Source organism: Christensenella minuta (assembly GCF_003628755.1).
GTDB lineage: Bacteria > Bacillota > Clostridia > Christensenellales > Christensenellaceae > Christensenella > Christensenella minuta.
Window position 1 is genome coordinate 1,244,793 of sequence record NZ_CP029256.1, and the last position, 17,271, is coordinate 1,262,063.

Annotated in this window: 11 protein-coding genes and 1 pseudogene; all 12 read right to left on the minus strand. The window is 43.1% G+C overall.

From position 1 onward, the window contains the following. Positions 1 to 10 precede the first annotated feature (10 nt). Entirely contained in the window at positions 11 to 895 is an 885-nt protein-coding gene (locus tag B1H56_RS05965) for an LtrC-like protein (protein ID WP_066517861.1), read from the minus strand. A 6-nt stretch (positions 896 to 901) separates the two neighbouring features. Continuing rightward, positions 902 to 1,696, minus strand: coding sequence for a PcfB family protein (locus B1H56_RS05970; RefSeq protein WP_066517854.1), 795 nt, complete (start codon positions 1,694 to 1,696; stop codon positions 902 to 904). Next, on the minus strand, positions 1,680 to 3,065 hold the full coding sequence (locus B1H56_RS05975) for a relaxase/mobilization nuclease domain-containing protein (protein ID WP_066517850.1): 1,386 nt from the start codon (positions 3,063 to 3,065) through the stop codon (positions 1,680 to 1,682). The genes B1H56_RS05970 and B1H56_RS05975 overlap by 17 nt, the downstream gene beginning before the upstream one ends. Further along, positions 3,056 to 3,397: a plasmid mobilization protein gene (locus B1H56_RS05980; RefSeq protein WP_002594670.1), complete on the minus strand. Its 342-nt coding sequence runs from the start codon at positions 3,395 to 3,397 to the stop codon at positions 3,056 to 3,058. Before B1H56_RS05980 ends, B1H56_RS05975 begins: the two co-directional genes overlap by 10 nt. After that, entirely contained in the window at positions 3,360 to 3,554 is a 195-nt protein-coding gene (locus B1H56_RS15145) for a DUF3789 domain-containing protein (RefSeq protein WP_118143148.1), read from the minus strand. The genes B1H56_RS05980 and B1H56_RS15145 overlap by 38 nt, the downstream gene beginning before the upstream one ends. A 99-nt stretch (positions 3,555 to 3,653) precedes the next feature. Beyond that, the gene (locus tag B1H56_RS05990) at positions 3,654 to 4,073 is read right to left on the minus strand and encodes a DUF3846 domain-containing protein (protein ID WP_066517847.1); all 420 of its coding nucleotides are present in this window, start codon (positions 4,071 to 4,073) and stop codon (positions 3,654 to 3,656) included. Then, positions 4,070 to 4,620 (minus strand): annotated as a pseudogene (locus B1H56_RS05995) (toprim domain-containing protein). The gene B1H56_RS05990 and the pseudogene B1H56_RS05995 overlap by 4 nt, the downstream one beginning before the upstream one ends. Positions 4,621 to 4,640: 20 nt before the next feature. After that, positions 4,641 to 11,828, minus strand: coding sequence for a helicase-like domain-containing protein (locus tag B1H56_RS06000; RefSeq protein WP_066517834.1), 7,188 nt, complete (start codon positions 11,826 to 11,828; stop codon positions 4,641 to 4,643). A 15-nt stretch (positions 11,829 to 11,843) separates the two neighbouring features. Next, entirely contained in the window at positions 11,844 to 12,143 is a 300-nt protein-coding gene (locus B1H56_RS06005; RefSeq protein ID WP_066517825.1) for a hypothetical protein, read from the minus strand. Beyond that, the gene (locus tag B1H56_RS06010) at positions 12,124 to 12,384 is read right to left on the minus strand and encodes a hypothetical protein (RefSeq protein ID WP_066517822.1); all 261 of its coding nucleotides are present in this window, start codon (positions 12,382 to 12,384) and stop codon (positions 12,124 to 12,126) included. Before B1H56_RS06010 ends, B1H56_RS06005 begins: the two co-directional genes overlap by 20 nt. A gap of 12 nt (positions 12,385 to 12,396) precedes the next feature. Further along, positions 12,397 to 12,693, minus strand: a complete 297-nt coding sequence (locus B1H56_RS06015; protein ID WP_055062735.1) for a hypothetical protein — start codon at positions 12,691 to 12,693, stop codon at positions 12,397 to 12,399. A gap of 161 nt (positions 12,694 to 12,854) precedes the next feature. Continuing rightward, complete coding sequence (locus tag B1H56_RS06020) at positions 12,855 to 17,105, minus strand: SpaA isopeptide-forming pilin-related protein (RefSeq protein ID WP_066517818.1); 4,251 nt, start codon at positions 17,103 to 17,105, stop codon at positions 12,855 to 12,857. Between the last annotated feature and the right edge of the window lie 166 nt (positions 17,106 to 17,271).

The following is a 17,271-nucleotide window of genomic DNA, read 5'->3' on the forward strand; positions in this document are numbered from 1 at the left end:
CTGCCCTCCGTTATCTCTCATAGTCCTTTGAACGCTCCTGCTTCTTGCGGAACATTTCATCAGAGATATGACTGTGAATTTCTGCCATTGCATTTCGTGTCTTGGAAAGCTCCGCACGGATTTCTTTCGGCTCTTTGGAAGCCAGTCCCTCCGGAATACGGTTAATTGCAAAATTCTGTGTATCTACGCCATACTTCTTGCAAATCATATATCCGATACACACTGCCTGAAAGCCCATATCCCTGCGGCTGTAACTTTCGCTGTTGATGGAAAGCTGTGCATGTCCAAGTTCCTGAGCGACACACTGAGCAACTGCTACGCTGTCGCCCACATTACGTTTCACATACAAGGTCTGCTTTTCATTATTATAGAAAGCTGCCATATTCGGATACGGAAGTTCATCGGTTGCCGAAACCTCCACCGGAGATACATCAAGCATTGCCGTGATAAGTGCTTTCGGGTCACGGTTTGCTGATACTGCCGGAGCTTTTCTTCCATTTGTCTGCGTAACATCAAATACCTTTTTGACATTGTAGGAAATACCCGGAGAACCATCTGCTCTTGTGTATTCCACTGGTTCAAGGATAGAAATACTCTTTGCCCCTTTGGTAATCTTCACATTGTCCTTACCCCAATCATCAAAATCTTTAAGCTGTGTCGCCTGCGGATACTGACTGTAAATAAGGAGAGCATTTGCTGCGGAATATCTGTCCATTCGACTCTGCGTATCAAGAAAGTTCTTGAACTTCTCAGGGTCACTCACAATCTCACGGGCAGCATCATCAATCATCTGATAGACTTTTTCTTTTTCTGCTCGCTTCTTTTCTGCATACTCCTCTTTGGATAATCTTGGCTGATTACCGCCAGCCTTTGCGGGTTTGAAATCATTTGTCATAGTGAATTACCTCTCTTTTGTTTTGGGTTTCTTCTTCGGCTGACGGTGTACCGTCTGACCGTTTTTCTGCTGCGGATTCTTGCCGCCTTTCTTAACCTCCGGCTCTTTACGCTCTGCTTCTTTTTGCTGTTTTGCCTGTGCCTTGTAACGGTCAAGTTTCTCTTTGACCGATGGCTTTTCCACTGGCTTTGCAACACCCTTATCAGATTGCGTTTCTACCGGCTCTGAGTTTTGCCTTGACAGAGGGCTTTTGTCTGTTTTGGCGACTGAGGGGTTTGCGTTTGCTCGCTCCTCTTTCTGCATTGGATTTCTGACCGCTTCTTCCATAATGATTTCACTCTTGGATTTAGTCGGCTTTTCTTTCTCAACCGCTTCACGGTCTGCGATAGCCTTCTCTGCTTCACTGACAATCGAAGCCTTATCCACCTTGCCAAGTTCAAATCTTTCAACGATACGCTGAATTTTAGAAGCGTCCTCTGCTCTTGCAATAATATCTACCGGAGCGTTCTCTCCCTTTGTGTTCTTATCTCTGAGGACACAATAAAGAACGCCATAGCGTTTTGCCTGTTCGGTAAACTTTTTCAAATCCTTTTGCGGAATGGAAAAGACTTTCAGCTCCTTGCCTGACTTAATCATATTGGTAAGCCTTGCTTTGCCCTTCGTCTTTTGTTCCTGCTTCAGAACCGATACCAAAAGCAATGCGATATTCTTCGCCGCCGAACCGCTTAATCTTGCAGCAACTTCAAAGCCTTCAAGCGAAAGCCTAACGACCTGCTCTGCTGCGTCACCACCGTTGTTCATAGCGTGATTTCTCCTTTCTCTGCTGTTTTTGTTCCTCTGTTTCGATATGCTCAAGGTTTTCTTCCATAACCTTTGACCTCTCCGCAATATCCTCGCAGAGTTTTACTTCCCGTCGGAGTTTTTTCAATTCTCCATTGATAGAAGCGATTTCATCTTTTGCCGCCTGAAGCTGACCATCATCAATATTTGTTCTTATCTTTTTTCGGAGATGTGTTCTTCCGGCAATCAGATTTTTCATCTGCTCCTCTAAGGAAGTCTTATATGAAAAAAGCTGTTCGTCCGTGGAAATATTTTCTCGTCCGAGCAGCCTTACTTCATCAGTAATCTTATCGAGCTTCATCAAATCATCTTTCAAAAGATAATGAAGCCTTGCGTTATTCTGTTTCTTATACTTTGGCAGATAACCGAGTCTGTAACAGTAATACAGATACAGCCCATAAAGTCCGCCTTTCTTTTTCAGCTTCTGCCCTCTGGTCTGCATACGGTACTGTCTTGGTTTATAAGTCGCCCTCTGGAACGGCTCAATCTCTGCCCATCTGTCACGATTTTCTTTGATACGCTCTACAATCCGGTCATTGGTATAATCTGCTCCGAGATTTTTCAGTCGTATCGGCTTATCGTATCCCTTTGGAATGACCGTCCAGTATTTTCGGCTTGGACTTAGGTTATAGGCATATCCCATTTCCTTGAGAGCAAACTGAAATTCTTTCAGGGTCTTGCTATGGTCGATAGCATAATCAATGGCTTCTTTTGCAACCGAATAGAGTGTCGGCATACCTGCCTTTTCTTTCATCGTCAGATAATCCGACTGCTTACTGCGGTTCGGATTCGGGTCATAGTAAAGTCCGTACTTCTCACAAATTCTGTCTGCAACTTTTCGGAATTTGAACCACGCTTTTTCCTCTCCCCACAAATGTTTGCCATCGACAAAAGAAATAGAGTTGATGACAAAATGGCAATGCAGGTGCTTTGTGTTCAGGTGGGTTGTCACAACGACCTGAAATCTTTCACCCCACACTTCATTTGCAAATTCCATTCCGATTTTCTGTGCCATCTCAGGAGATATATCTGTTTCCTTGAAACTCAAATATCCGTGATAGGCTTGGATACCGTCTGTCTTTTGGTACTGCTCCTTAACCGTTATGAATTGGTCACGGGCAATCGCTACATTACAGTTGATACCCTCAACATAGAACTCACGCTCTGTTTTTTCCTCGTCCTTTGCATAAGCAATAACATCTGCAAGAGCCTGATACTGTTCCGGCGAAAACTCCCTTTTGATTTTTGCAGAAGTCTTTTCCGGATTGGTCGCATAGTCAATGACCTGACCGAGCCTTTCTGTTACCGACCACAACTTTGTTACTGCCATTTCATTTCGCTCTGATTTGGACGAAGATATGTCCTCTCAATCTCTGACTGGAACTTATTCCACTTCGCAGCTTCATTCTTCAGCATAGGTGCGTCAATGAAACCAAGCGTATTTGCTTTAGCCGCAAGCTGATTGATGTTATTACCGATAGAGGAAAGTTCCCTCATCACATCATAGAAGCGGTCATCGGGTTTCTCTTTCGGCTCGTAACCTCTGATAAGTAAACGGATAAGTCCGGCTTCGGAAAGACAAGCCTTCTTTGCCTTTGCTGCCAAGTCCTGTGCTTCCTTGCGGTTAAAGCGTACAATCTTCTGAATGTTTCTCTTTCTCATAATCGGTATCTTCCTTTCTCTTTATTCTGCAATCTTTGTTAATCTGGAATAAGCACATCATCGTAACGCCAAGACAACTGCCGAACAGTGTTCCGGCGGCGATAAGTAATAACTCTCTCAAATCAAGTTCTCCTTTCTCACGGGGTATTAGGGGCAACCCCTAACGAGCCTTTTACCGTTTGGGAAACTGTGTTTATCCAAATGGTCTGCTCGCTAAGAATAAACATCTCCTCCGGGTTGCCCCGTTCTCAGTCTACTATCTCTCATAATCCTTTGATTTCGGCTTAAAAGGTTCAGCCACGATATTGCCGCCCACATCCTTAGAAAAGCGTTCAGGATACTTGAACTGTTCCTTATACTTCTTCATCATATCGTCCGGCAAGCTCTGAAAACTCTCACTCTCAGGCGGTGCATAACAGATAAAGAACTTGCCGCAGATAATATCTACCATCTCTTTCTTATCATTGTCCTGCACATAAACTGCACGGTTAAGCGGAAGTCCTCTCATCTTTCCTTCCTCATTACAGATGATTGCAACATCATCGTCATAGGGCATATATTCCTCAATATCCCCGCCGACAACCTCCTGCATTGCTTCCAGACTGTCGTCGATTACAATTTCCTTCGGGTACTTTTCCGGTTCTACCAAGAGAACTTTAATCTTAGAATCATTCATCGTTCTTCATTCCTTTCGTGTGTTTTTTTATTGTAAATGCCCATCCGCATACAAAGAAAATCGTTGAAGTCCTTACCTGCTTTTGGTGGCTCATCAACGATTTCATACTTATCCGGCAGAATGGTTTTTAAGGTCTGTGCTGCCTTTCTGCCCGCTATATCATTGTCAAAATGGATACGGATTTTCCTGACAGATGGGTTACTGCCAAGATACTTTTCCAGTGCAATCGGCACTTTACTGTCCTCAATTTTCTTTGCCGGAGAATAAACCCCGGACAGCGAAACAAAGCTCATTTCTTTCCAATCCTGCCCGTTCAGCTTCGCAAGCGTGGCATAGGATTAATCAGATAATCCAAAGCACTCCTGCCACCGATACCTCTCGACCACCATATCCATTTCCCGTTTGAAATCTTCAAACTATCGTGGGTTCTGGTGCAATAGGTGTTACCTGAAAACTTAACCAGCTCATACGGTTCATAATTTTTCAGGTAGGTTAATAAGTCCATCTGCTTCGCCTGAATGATTAACTCAGGTGCGATAAATGGCATATCGACCACCTCCTTCCTGTTTATCTCTCATACGATTTCTCCTTTCTGCCGCCGACTACTTCGCCCTCATCAGGCTCTCCGCCGACAATCTCATTTTCCTTTTTATCCATATTGAGCAGGATATTCAGCTCATCAAGTCTGGCAGTTTTTGCCCTCAATTCGTCCTCCTTTGCAAACGGCTTTTCGATTTCCTGCTTCGCTGTTTCATACTGCTTCTCCGTATTTTCAAGGCTGTTTTTCGTATCAGCAAGTGCTTCCTCAAAGCGTTCTATGCCGTTATCTATTCTCACGATATTACCATGAGCATCATCGCCAAGCGGTACATCTCTGCTTGTTTCGCCTTTTAATTTCACAACATAATTACGCTGCACCGTATCAAAATACAGTTCCATTTGAAAGCCACGGTACTCGCCAAGTGGTATCGCATCGGGACTGTTCATTGACTTGCAGGCATTGATGATTGCCTGACCTGCTTCGGCTTTTTCGGAATAAGAAACACCCGATACCATCATTCCAAGCGGCTGCTCATCTATCGGTTTCGGGTGTAATTTTGCTGTTTCAACATCTTTTGTAAGTCCCTCTACACGGGATTTCAAGTAAGCAATCTGTTGTGGGTAGAACTTGATGACCTTATCCTCCAGTCCGTATTTCTCTGATAAGAAATTGGATTTTAACATCTTCAGCTTCTGTACCTGAATGTCTAAGTCCATCTTTTCTTTGATATACGGATTGCCTGTTGCAAGCATTTTTATCTCCGCATAGGACAGTGCGGTTTCATCAATATCCTCTGCCGACCTGACCGGAGATTTGCTCGTCATAATCTGACTTGCGAACTTCTGCTTACCTTCCACAAGCTGATAGAGGTATGCATCAAAGGTCTGCTCTGTTACATAGCGGTAAATATCTACCTGCGGATTTTCATTGCCCTGACGGACAATTCTACCGGAACGCTGCTCCAAATCTGAAGGTCGCCACGGACAATCCACATCGTGAAGTGCGATAAGTTTATCCTGCACATTCGTTCCTGCTCCCATCTTCTGAGTAGAGCCAAGAAGCACCCTGACTTCTCCCTTGCGGGTCTTTTGGAACAGTTCTTTTTTCTTCATATCCGTATCAGCTTCGTGTATGAATTTCACTTCACTTTCAGGAATACCTCTCTCAATCAGCTTCTTCCTGATGTCGTTATAGACGGAAAATGTGCCGTCATTCTTCGGCGTGGAAAGGTCACAAAAGACAAGCTGTGCTGATTTTTTGTCGGCATTTTCTTTCCATATCCGATAGATGTTATCGACGCAGGCATTGATTTTACTGCCCTCAAAATCAGGCAGCATATCGTTTAGCATACGCTGGTCAAGAGCCAGTTTTCTTCCGTCATTCGTGATTTTCAGCATATTATCTACGCTTGAATCCACACCGCCGCCACGCACCTGCTCGGCTCTCTCTGCAAGGGAAGCAACCATTTCTTTCTGCATTTCTGACGGCTTTACTGCAATGTTATGGTACTTTGCTTCCGGTACTGGCAGGTTCAACATATCCGCTGTCTTAATGTCCGCTATCTCCTTGAACATCGCCATTAGTTCAGGCAAGTTATAGAATTTTGCGAACCTTGTCTTTGCTCTGTATCCTGTTCCTTCCGGTGTAAGTTCCACTGCCGTAATGGTTTCTCCGAAAGTGGAAGCCCAGGCATCAAAGTGCTGCAACCCATTTTTCACAAGCGTGCTGTACTGCAAATATCGCTGTATCGTATAGAGTTCCACCATACTGTTTGAGATAGGTGTACCCGTTGCGAACACGGTTCCTCGCCCTCCTGTAATCTCGTCAAGGTAACGGCACTTCATAAAGAGGTCGGAAGATTTCTGTGCTTCCGTCTGTGCGATACCGCCCACATTACGCATTTTTGTATAAAGATAAAGGTTCTTGTAATAATGGCTTTCATCAACAAAAAGCCTGTCTACACCAAGTTCCTCAAAGGTTACAACATCATCTTTTTTCGTCTGGTCATTGAGTTTATCAAGTTTCTGCCTGATAGATTTCTTTGACTTTTCAAGCTGCTTTATGGAGAAGTTTTCCCCTCGGTTTCGCTTGAGTTCCGCAATTCCTCCGGTTATCTCCTCAAGCTGCTGTTCTAAGATTGCCCTCTGTCTTTCAATGGACATCGGGATTTTTTCAAACTGTGAATGTCCGATAATAACAGCGTCATAATCTCCAGTTGCAATCCTGCCGCAGAACTTTTTACGGTTCTTGGTTTCAAAATCTTTCTTTGTTGCGACAAGGATATTCGCCGCCGGATAGAGCTGCAAATACTCAGCCGCCCATTGTTCGGTCAAGTGATTTGGTACAACAAACAGTGACTTGTTACAAAGCCCAAGCCTTTTCGACTCCTGTGCTGCCGCTACCATTTCAAAAGTTTTTCCTGCTCCGACTGCGTGTGCAAGAAGTGTATTTCCTCCGTAAAGGATATGGGCAACCGCATTTTTCTGATGTTCCCTGAGTTCAATTTCAGGATTCATACCATTGAAGATGATATGACTTCCATCATACTCACGAGGTCTGACACTGTTGAATTTCTCATTGTAGGATTTGCAAAGCCTTTCCCTGCGTTCAGGGTCAGACCATATCCAGTCCTGAAATTCCTGCTTAATCATTTCCTGCTTCGACTGAGCAATTGCTGTTTCCTTTTTATTCAGGACAGCCTTTTTCTTTCCCTCATCATCTTCGATATAGTCAAAGATACGCACATCTTTTAAGTTCAGCGTTTCCTCAATAATCTTATAGGCATTGATGTGGGAAGTTCCGTAAGTGTTATATGCCCTTACATTTCCTTTGTCGTAAGATTTACCCTCAATATTCCACTCACTCGTAAATGGAGAGAAGTGAACTTTAATATTCCACTGTGCATAGCGTGGTGTTTCAAGCAAATGAAAGATAAACTCCTGCACATCGTCCGGTGGCAGCCAAGTTGCACCAAGTCGCACGGAAATTTCACTTGCAGTCAGGTCTTTCGGCTGCACCTTTTGAAGTGCTTCCACATTGACCTTATAATCTTCCGGATAGAGTTCTGCCGAGTTCTTTGCAATCCTCAGCTTTTCCCTGACATTACCCGAAAGGTATTCATCAGTCATCAGATACTTCGGTTCGTAAGAATTTCCATACTCATAAAGCGGGTTTAAGAAGATAACACCCTTTAAGTCCTCAAAGATTTCATTCTCCGATTTACCGGAAAGCTCCATCATATAGTCCATATCAATCGTGGCTTTTTCTCCAAGAGATACCGCCAATGCTTCGCTTGCCGTATCAACAGAAGTAACCGGAGTATGCGGCTTAATTGTCCTCTTAGAAAACATATCAGCCTTACGCTCCAGTTCTCCGTCCTCTCCGATTATCTCCAATGCGGAAAGCAAAGAGAATGAACTGTCCTGCGAGAAAGCAGAAGTATTTGCACGGCTGTTAATGAGTCCGTACTTACCTGAAAAGGTATCATAAAGTCTGTTTAATCGCTCCTGCTCCGCTTTGATTTCGCTGTCAGGGTAATCTTCTGTCTGCAATTCAATCAGCGTTCTGACGGAATTTCTAATAGCAATCATACCCTTAATTCGGTTCTCTGCGGTTGCCGACACTTCCACCGGAGTCATACGGGAATTTTCACGATAATAGATTTTATCGTCTACCACCGTATAGGAAAAGTTTCTCACTGTCGGGTCTGCCGGAATAGAATTATCTTCCTCCTCCAGTTCTTCCTCAGTTTCATATTCCGTGATTTCTCCGTGAATGTTTGCTACTGCTTCATCAAGCTGTGCTGCAAGGTCTGCATTTTCATACGGCACACAAGTTGCTTCCATACCGAAACGCCCCGATACCATTTTCATTTCTCCAAGTATCATTTCGGGGTGCTGCACAAAATAAGAATTCATCTTAATTCCGTTCTCATCGGTATCAAGATGAACCCAATCCGGCTCAATATCTATCAGTCTGTCACGCTTTTGCAGGATAAGAATATCCGAAACGACTTCCGTTCCTGCATTACCCTTAAAGGTATTATTCGGCAATCGGATTGCTCCAAGAAGCTCTGCTCTCTGTGCAATATACTTTCGTACTGCTAAAGTTTCCTTATCCATTGTGCCTTTGCTCGTTACAAGAACCATCACACCGCCGGGTCTTAACTTATCAAGGGATTTCGCAAAAAAGTAATCGTGTATCAGGAACTTATGCTTGTCGTATCTTTTATCTGATACCTTAAAATCTCCAAAAGGCACATTTCCTACCACTCCATCAAAGAAGCTGTCCGGCAGATTTGTTTCTTCAAATCCTTGTGCCGCAATGGTTGTTTTCTGATAAAGCTGCTGTGCAATCCCTGCGGAAATCGTATCAAGTTCCACACCGTAAATCTTACTGTCCTGCATTGTGTCCGGCAGCATACCGATGAAATTACCGATACCGCAGGACGGCTCTAACAAGTTGCCCTCCTTAAATCCCATCTGCTCCATTGCCTTATAAATGGCTGTGATAACTTCGGGCGGCGTGTAGAACGCAGTCAATGTGCTTTCTCTTGCCGAAGCATATTCCTCCGGTGTTAACACCGAAGAAAGTTCCAGATACTCCGTTGCCCACGCTGAATTATTTTCATCAAAAGCTTCTGAAAGCCCACCCCAACCAACATACTTTGATAAGATAATCTGTTCTTCAGGAGTGGCAAATCTGTTTTCTTCCTGACATTTTTTAAGAAGCTGTATCGCCATAATATTTCTGCGGAAGCGTTCCTTTTTACCAACCGTTTCAACCTCATTTTCTCTAAGATTAAAGGTGTGACGGTCTGCCATAGGCACATCAGGGTGCAAGTCAAAGCCTTTGACTTTTTTCTTCTGCTCCCAAGCGGGAACTAACGGCTCAGGCTCTTTTTCATTTCTTTCTTCGGCAGGTTCTTCCTTTACAATCAAATGCTCATTCATCGGATTCTCTCGCACTTTTCTGTCAAACTCTGTGCGTGAAAATTCCTTATTGAACAGTGGCATATCATAGTCATAGAGCATTACTCTCTCATCATCAACAGATAAGATTTCGTACTCAGAAGCACCGATATACACCTTATCGCCAAGATGATATTCATACTGCACATCTTGTAGCTGTTCTGCTTCTTCAGGTTCTTTTTCGGTTGGTTCGACCTCTTGCTCCGGTGGTGCATTAGAAAGTATCTCACGATTTCTTTTCGTTTCCTCGATTTTGGCTCTGTGTTCCTCTTGACTTTCAATCCACTGAGGATAGCGTTCTTTTTCCTTTGGATTTAAGTATCTGTCCATTCGGATAAGTTCCCCGATACGCTTCTCCACCTGCGACCACGAAAGTGTGATATGTGGATTTTCTTTACCGATGCCTTTCGTAATCGTAATACCTTTTCCATCGTGGCTCTCATCAATGCCTGCCCCGATTATGACGGGATAAGAACCGCCCCAACCATATTCATTTTTCAAGAAGTCGGCATTTTCTTTTGCAGAAAGACTTTTTTCAAACTGCTCATAAATACGCATTTTTCCCTCAGAAAATCCGCTTCCATTCGCAAGAATAGCGTCGATAATCTCCTGAGAAAAAGTAAAGGCAGAGGTTTTCTTTTCCTCTGCCCGACCGTCTAATATGAATGTCATCTGACCGTCCATTGACGGTAATGGTTTTATGCTGTCACTTAATTCTCCCAGTAATCGCATAGCTTCAAAGTGTCGGGCAATAACAGCCCAATCATAAAAGCTCTGTGCGGTTCTGCTGTCGTATTTGCCCTCCCACAAATGCAGGACGTTTTCAAAGGTCTTGTACCCTACTGTCCTGCCGTCCTCTAAAGTAAGCTCAGTATAATCATTATTGAAAATACTCTTTATATACTCTGTGCGGTCTTTGTTATCTGGATTGCGTTCATAATAATCTTTGATTTCTTCCAGACTTGCTGACAAATGTGGTGTCGTTCTGAGAATTTCATTGATTACTTCATCACGTCTAAAGAACGGAAGGCTTTTATCCTCGTGCGTTCTGTCGTAATACTCTAAGCGAATATCACTTCCGCTTTCACGATTTCCTGTGCCGAATTGCGAAGGGAGTTCATCAGACGAACCCATTTCATCATATCCTCCGCTTTCATCTGTTCGGTCACTCCCTCTTTCTGTGCCATCTGGCTCAGAATTGTTTCCTCCATCTTGCTGGCTCTCTGTTCCACTTCCGCCAAGTGCTGTGTCAGTTCGCCCCTCGTCAGGAGATTGTAGTAAAGGACTCTGTGATGTTCCTTCAGAAACTCTCTCCTCATCTGAGCGTATCTGCCCAACGTCACTTCTGGCTGCTGTGGAAGTTTCAGGTTCGGAAGGCTGTAATCGCCCACCATCGTGTAGGTCAGTTCGTTCATTGTCCAAACTCCTTTCGTCGTTATTTTCAACCTTATTGTATTCATTTCTGTCCTGACCGACAATTATACGATTTTGACGGTTGAGTGCAGTAATTGTTTTAGATATTTCCGTCAATCCCATTTCTGCAATATCACTGGTAGCAAATCCAAGTGCATTGAGTGTTTCCTGCGTATTGAAGTTGGTAACATCTCTGAAATCATCAAGTTCAAAATAACCGTCCGTATCAACGCCGAGCCTTGACATCATCATATATGCCACACTGTTTGTCACGACATTTTTATAAATGAAAGCCACAATATCCTCTTCCACTTCCTCAAAGGAACTGCCCTCGGTTGCATAGTAAAGGTCTTGCAGATAATCAGGGATATTATCCTCTGCCGCATTTCTTGCTGCTCCCATAATTGCTTCGGCAAGACTGCTCTTATTCTCAATCTCTCCGAAAGTGCTTTCCAATGTTTCAATCACATCAGCTTCGTATTCCTGACGCATATCCCAAATCGGGACTGTTCTTGAATATCTGCTTTCGTGAGTATCTGAAATATCAAAGTAATGTGTCAGTCTTTGCCGTGAACGGTTTTCATCAGCAAAAACAGCAATACCTCTTGCACCTCGGTTGACCCATCTGCCAAAAATTTTGTTCCACTGCTCTATCTCAAGAACCGCTGTTGCATCAGGTCGCTGTGCATATACAAGTAGCTGTTCGTCATAACGTAACTTATAATTTCGGCAAGCCGAAGCCAAGAATGCCTGCCAGTTCTGAGGATTTGACACAACCGTTTTGCAGGTGCGGTTGTAAAGCTCAGAAATAAGGTCATATTTTCGTGCCATTACTCTTGCACCTCCTTATCGCTGTTTTTCTCTGTTTCTGGTCTTGTTTTTTGACGGTTCGGATTGATTGACAGGTTCAACTTTACTTCCACTAAGCTCCATTTTTTCAGCAAACTCGCATATATGATAGCAGCAATTCCCGACGTACAAATGGTAGTCATCAATATACTTGCACACTCTGTCTGCTGTGTGTCCATCACGAAAAGTAATCCTGATTTTTCCACCATCGGGAATATAGAATTTCAAATTGTAATGACTGTCTATAAATCGAATTTGCTTTTTCTGCGGCTCTGCTCTATTCTCCTGTTGCTTCATTTTCCTTACCTCTCATTTTTGTTGCTTCATCAGAACCGCCGCCCAAATACGAAAAGAGTTTACCGGACTTTGTATTCTTCTGAAGCTCCATAATCACACCCATATCAGGAATCGTGATATTCGGGATTTTCAGGATTGCTTCCATATCAAGCTGCTGCAACTTTTTCTCCGTATCACAACCGGAGTCAAAGAGTTTATTCAGCACCTTGACCTTATTCTGAAAAGTTGCTTTGCCTTTCACGAAAATACCTCCTTAGCTAATGTTGATTACAATAGAAATACTGCCGCTCTGTTCTTCTTTCTGCGGATTACGTGAATACTCAGGAAAAAGGGACTGTACTCTCTGCCTTGCCCTGCGTATGGTTTCAAAACAAGGAAGTCCGTATGCTCGGTAATTAAATACAATATCCTCAAGCGGAAGATTTCCGGCTGGTATATATCCGTACCGATTGTAATAATGCAGAATGAGAAGCATATCATCATACCTCGACATCGGGCATTCCTTTAAGATTTCAAGCACTCGGCTCTCCACCGTTTTCTGTTGTTTCATAATGTTCCTCCAAAAATTAAAGGGACAGAGTTTTTTACGCTCTGCCCCGACTGGTTAATGTTCGCTTGTTACTTACTTCTTACGGTTTTTAACCTGAAGAAAGATAAAGCCGCCGACAATAACGGCGACTAATGCGATAGCGATAATTGTCTTTGCTTCCATTACTCGTTACCCTCCTTTTTCTTCTTTTTGTGTGCAACAACAGAAGTTACGGCGATACCGACAGCAGAAAGTCCGGCAAGGACATACCAAAGTTTCATATTGGTATCATCTCCTGTTTTCGGAGTATCCCTCAACTCATTGTGCATTTTTACAACGGCTGTTTCATCAAGTTTGATAGTAACATTCTGGTCGGCAGGTGTGATATATGCGGCAGAGGCATTGTTTGCCACTTCGGATACGGTATATTCGCCAATACGAAGTCCCTCTATCACAATTTCGCCGTTCTTATCTGTTTCAAATGTCATATCATAACCGTTTGCTCCGGTTACTCTGAACGCAAAACCTTTAACCTTACCATCTGAAGATGTCTTGACAATTTTCAGTGTTCCACGCATAGCTTCATTGATAAATCCAACGCCAGCCTTATTCTCAACGGAATACGTTGTTTCGTCTTTCTCAATGAAAACAGAGTATTCTCCCTTATCAAGCAGAAAGCCCTCTGGTGCTTTTGTTTCACGGACAATATATTTTCCGTAAAGCAGCTCTTTCATCTCATAAATTCCGGTTTCGGTTTCTTCAAGATTTCCGATAAGTTCATCGCCATCATCAATCTTTCCGTTCTCATTGGTGTCCTTATATACCTCAAAGGTTGCACCCGTAAGTTTGTTATCTGGATATTCAGCGTCCACCTTCGTGAGTCTGATATTGCCGTGAACATACTCATTGACAATCTCAATTTCAACTACCTGCTCGGCTTTGCTGATATTGACCTCATACGCTTTTTCATCAAGAACAAATCCCTTTGGCTGCTCGATTTCTCTTACAATCCATTTGCCATAAGGAACTTTTGCAAAAGAAAAACTACCGTCTTTTGCAGAGGTAGTCGTCATAAGTGCAGTATCCTTTGTAAATTCTGTTTCTTCGGCTTTGAAGATACCGATAACAGCACCCTCAAGTGCTTCTCCATTCTCGTCAATCTTCTTACCTGATACAGAACCATAGATAAGTTCATTCTTGATTTCTTTTCCGTCATTCACTTTGATTTCAACCGTTGCGGTATCCTGACCTGCGTATTCAAATACAACCGGATACTTCGTATCAGAGAGAATATAATGCTCATCGGTTGCAATCTCTTTGACATAGTATTTGCCAAACGGAAGGTCTGACTTCATAACAGCAGTTCCATTTTCATTTACGCTGACAATCTCAATCAGTCCATCAGCCGGAATAACGGTACCGCTTGCAGATACAATATCTTCTGCGGCATAAAGACCAAAGCTGATGTTTTTGATTTCTCCGTTGTCGCCAATACCAAATGTCTTATCCTTTTCAATGGCTTTTGCAAGGCTTACCTGAACTTTCTGTCTTTCGTTATAGAATGATGTGGAAGTTTCGGTAACAGAGATATTCTGACCTGCATAAGTAAGCTCAACCGTATGTGTTTCGCCACTCACTACCATTCCATCAGGTGCGGTAATTTCCTTGACCTCGTATTTTCCGAGATAAAGTTCTTTGCTCTTAACAAATCCATCGGAGCTTGTTGTGATAGTATCTACCACTTCGCCCTTTGAATAGCGGAGTGTACCGTCCGGTGTACTAATATCTTCCGCAGCACGGACTTCATAAACTGCACCCTCAAGTCCTGCCACTTCATAAACAGGCTGATAAATAACATCACTGTCCTCAGAACCACTTACATTGACACCGCTAAATACTTCTCCGGTCTTTTCAACCGTAACAGTACCTTTCTGTGCCATATTCGGCTTATTGACTTTCACAACAGTTATGCCGCCTTCCTCTGTGGAATTTTCTTCGGTAATATCAAAATATACCGGAGTATCATCAAGTACATACCCGTATGGAGCTTGTACCTCTACGATGGAATATCCCTTGCCATAATCCAGTTTCTCAGGTGTTACAAGAGAACCATTTGCGTCGGTATAGAACACATCAATCGTGGTTGGTGTCGGATAAGTAAAGGTCATTTTGACCTGATTGCCCTGCGGGTCGTAAATCTTAAATCCTGCTCCTGCATACGGAATACTCTTTCCGCTTTCTGCGTCCACCTTGACTACATTGACAAAGCTCTCAAAGTTACGGTTATTGATAAGATAACGATACGTCTGTGCGTTCTGTGAAATGAACACATCAAAATCGTCCATCATCTCTCTGCCTTCCCAACCAGAAGTCTGGTGTACGGTATAAATACCATACGGCATATCTTTTGTCTGACCGAAGCCATTTTCATCGCAAACAATGGTATCTCTCTCGTCTTTATTGGCTGCGTCATAGCTTCCGGCAGATTTCAAATAAATCTCAAAGGAAGCACCCTTTTCAGGAGTTTCAATCTTTGTTTCTCCATCATCAGTGTGTTTAATGATAGCCACATTGCCTTTGATTACCTGCTCGGTTACATCATTGGAAGTAAGGTTGTGTTCTACCTCATAAAGTTTCGGGTCTGCACCTACTTCATGGGTAGTCTTATCAAGCAAATATCCCTCTGATGGTGTAATTTCTCGGATTGTCCAGTCGGTATCACAAACATATTCTTTAGTAGTGAACTGACCATTTTCATCAGTAACATACTTATCTACAAGAGTTTCGCCCTTATAGATACCGTAAACTGCTCCTGAAAGTTTGGCATTGCCCTGTGCTTCGCCTTTATCAGCGTCGCTCTTTGTTACTGTTACAGTAAACTTCTTCAAAATATTGTTGAAGTTTCTTGTGGTTACTTCTTTCCACTTCACTGGTGCAGTCTGATTTTTTGGCACAACATAACGGATAGCCGTGTCTACTTCTTCAAGGGTATATGGTTCAGAACCACTGATAAGCACATCTTTGAAAGTTGCCACACCGTTTTTGTCTGTAACTGCATACTGGTCAACAGCATCACCGGAAAGAGAAGTACCGTAAAGATGGAACTTCACACCTTCAACAAGGTTATCTTCTGAGGTCTTCACTACCTGAAGGTCGCCACGCTTCAATTTGTTATTGAAATTGACCTTTGCAACCTGCCCTGCCACAACAGTAACTCTATGTGTTTCCTGCGGCTCGTACTTATCGTATGCCTGCTCGGTTACGGTATAGATACCCGGCATAAGGTTATCAATCTGGAATTTACCGCCATTGGCTGTTGTAACCGTCTGATTGATACCGTTTCCGGTAATCGTGAAGTTGATACCGTCAACCTTGCCGTCCTCACTGGTCTTTACAATCTGACAAGAACCATAGCTGACTTTCATTTTCACATAACCGTTGATACTGTCGCTTACTTCCTGAGCATAGCTGACAACATCCTGCACACTGGAATTCTGACCGTGTTTACCCTCTGACCATACAACCACACCTCTGCGGACTGCATTTTTCTTCGTTGCGGTAATGGTAAATTCCTTAATCGGTGCAGTATCCATAGAAACCGTAAGTTTGTTACCATTCACTGAAAAGCTCACTCCACTGATACTTGCTTTGAAATTATATTTGGACAGCACATTATTGGAATCTGTCAGAGTAGTTGTGTACTTGCTTCCGTTCCACTCAAGTTCTATTGTCTTTGCCGAACCGGATGATTTATTACAAAAGCTTGGTATGGTCGCATGGTTCTGTACACTCTGCACCATACTGTTGTAATAACTGAAAATCTTATTGCGAAGCGGATGCTTTACATTGATGACATCTTTCACATTGCTGCAACCACTGGCTGCTACATGATTGAAATTCGCATCACGCTCTCCGATAACAGTTTCCCAGATAAGAAGCTGTGTAGCATAAGCCTGTGCAATGCTGTTTGCTGCCGCTTCATTCTGTGACCTCCAAGAAGTCGAGATTGTCCCACGATAGCCATACTGTAAAATACGACCAACGAAAAGACGGATTTCATCTCCGGAAATAACCCCATTGGCTGCAAGGTTATTAAAATAATTTTCGTCATACTTATTCATTGTCTGACCGACCTTGAGCGAAATTCCCGGCTCAATACAATAAGCAACATTGCCTGAGTATGAGCCAATAGCCTTAAGATTGGTAAAATTGGAACGTCCGGTATGCCAACCATTTTTCAAGGTCAAATTGCTGTGTCCCCATACCCCATCGTAATTAGCATCGCCATCACGAGGGAAATCGACCATATAAACATCGGCTTTTTCTCCCGAAGCAGCATATGCTGTTGTCGAGCCAATGCCTGCAAAAGTGGTCACACACATAAGGGTCGCCAAGAAAAGCGACGTGACTCTTTTGAATTTTGACTTTATCATTGCGTTTCCTCCTGTAAAAATTGAAAAACACACCGTATCTCTACGATGTGCCTTTGTGGATTTTCTCTTACGACAAGATTTACCTGCCGAAAAACAAATGCGGATTTTTCGTTAATTTTTCATTTTACCATACACCTCCAGTCCGTTCATATTGTGCGATTGCCCC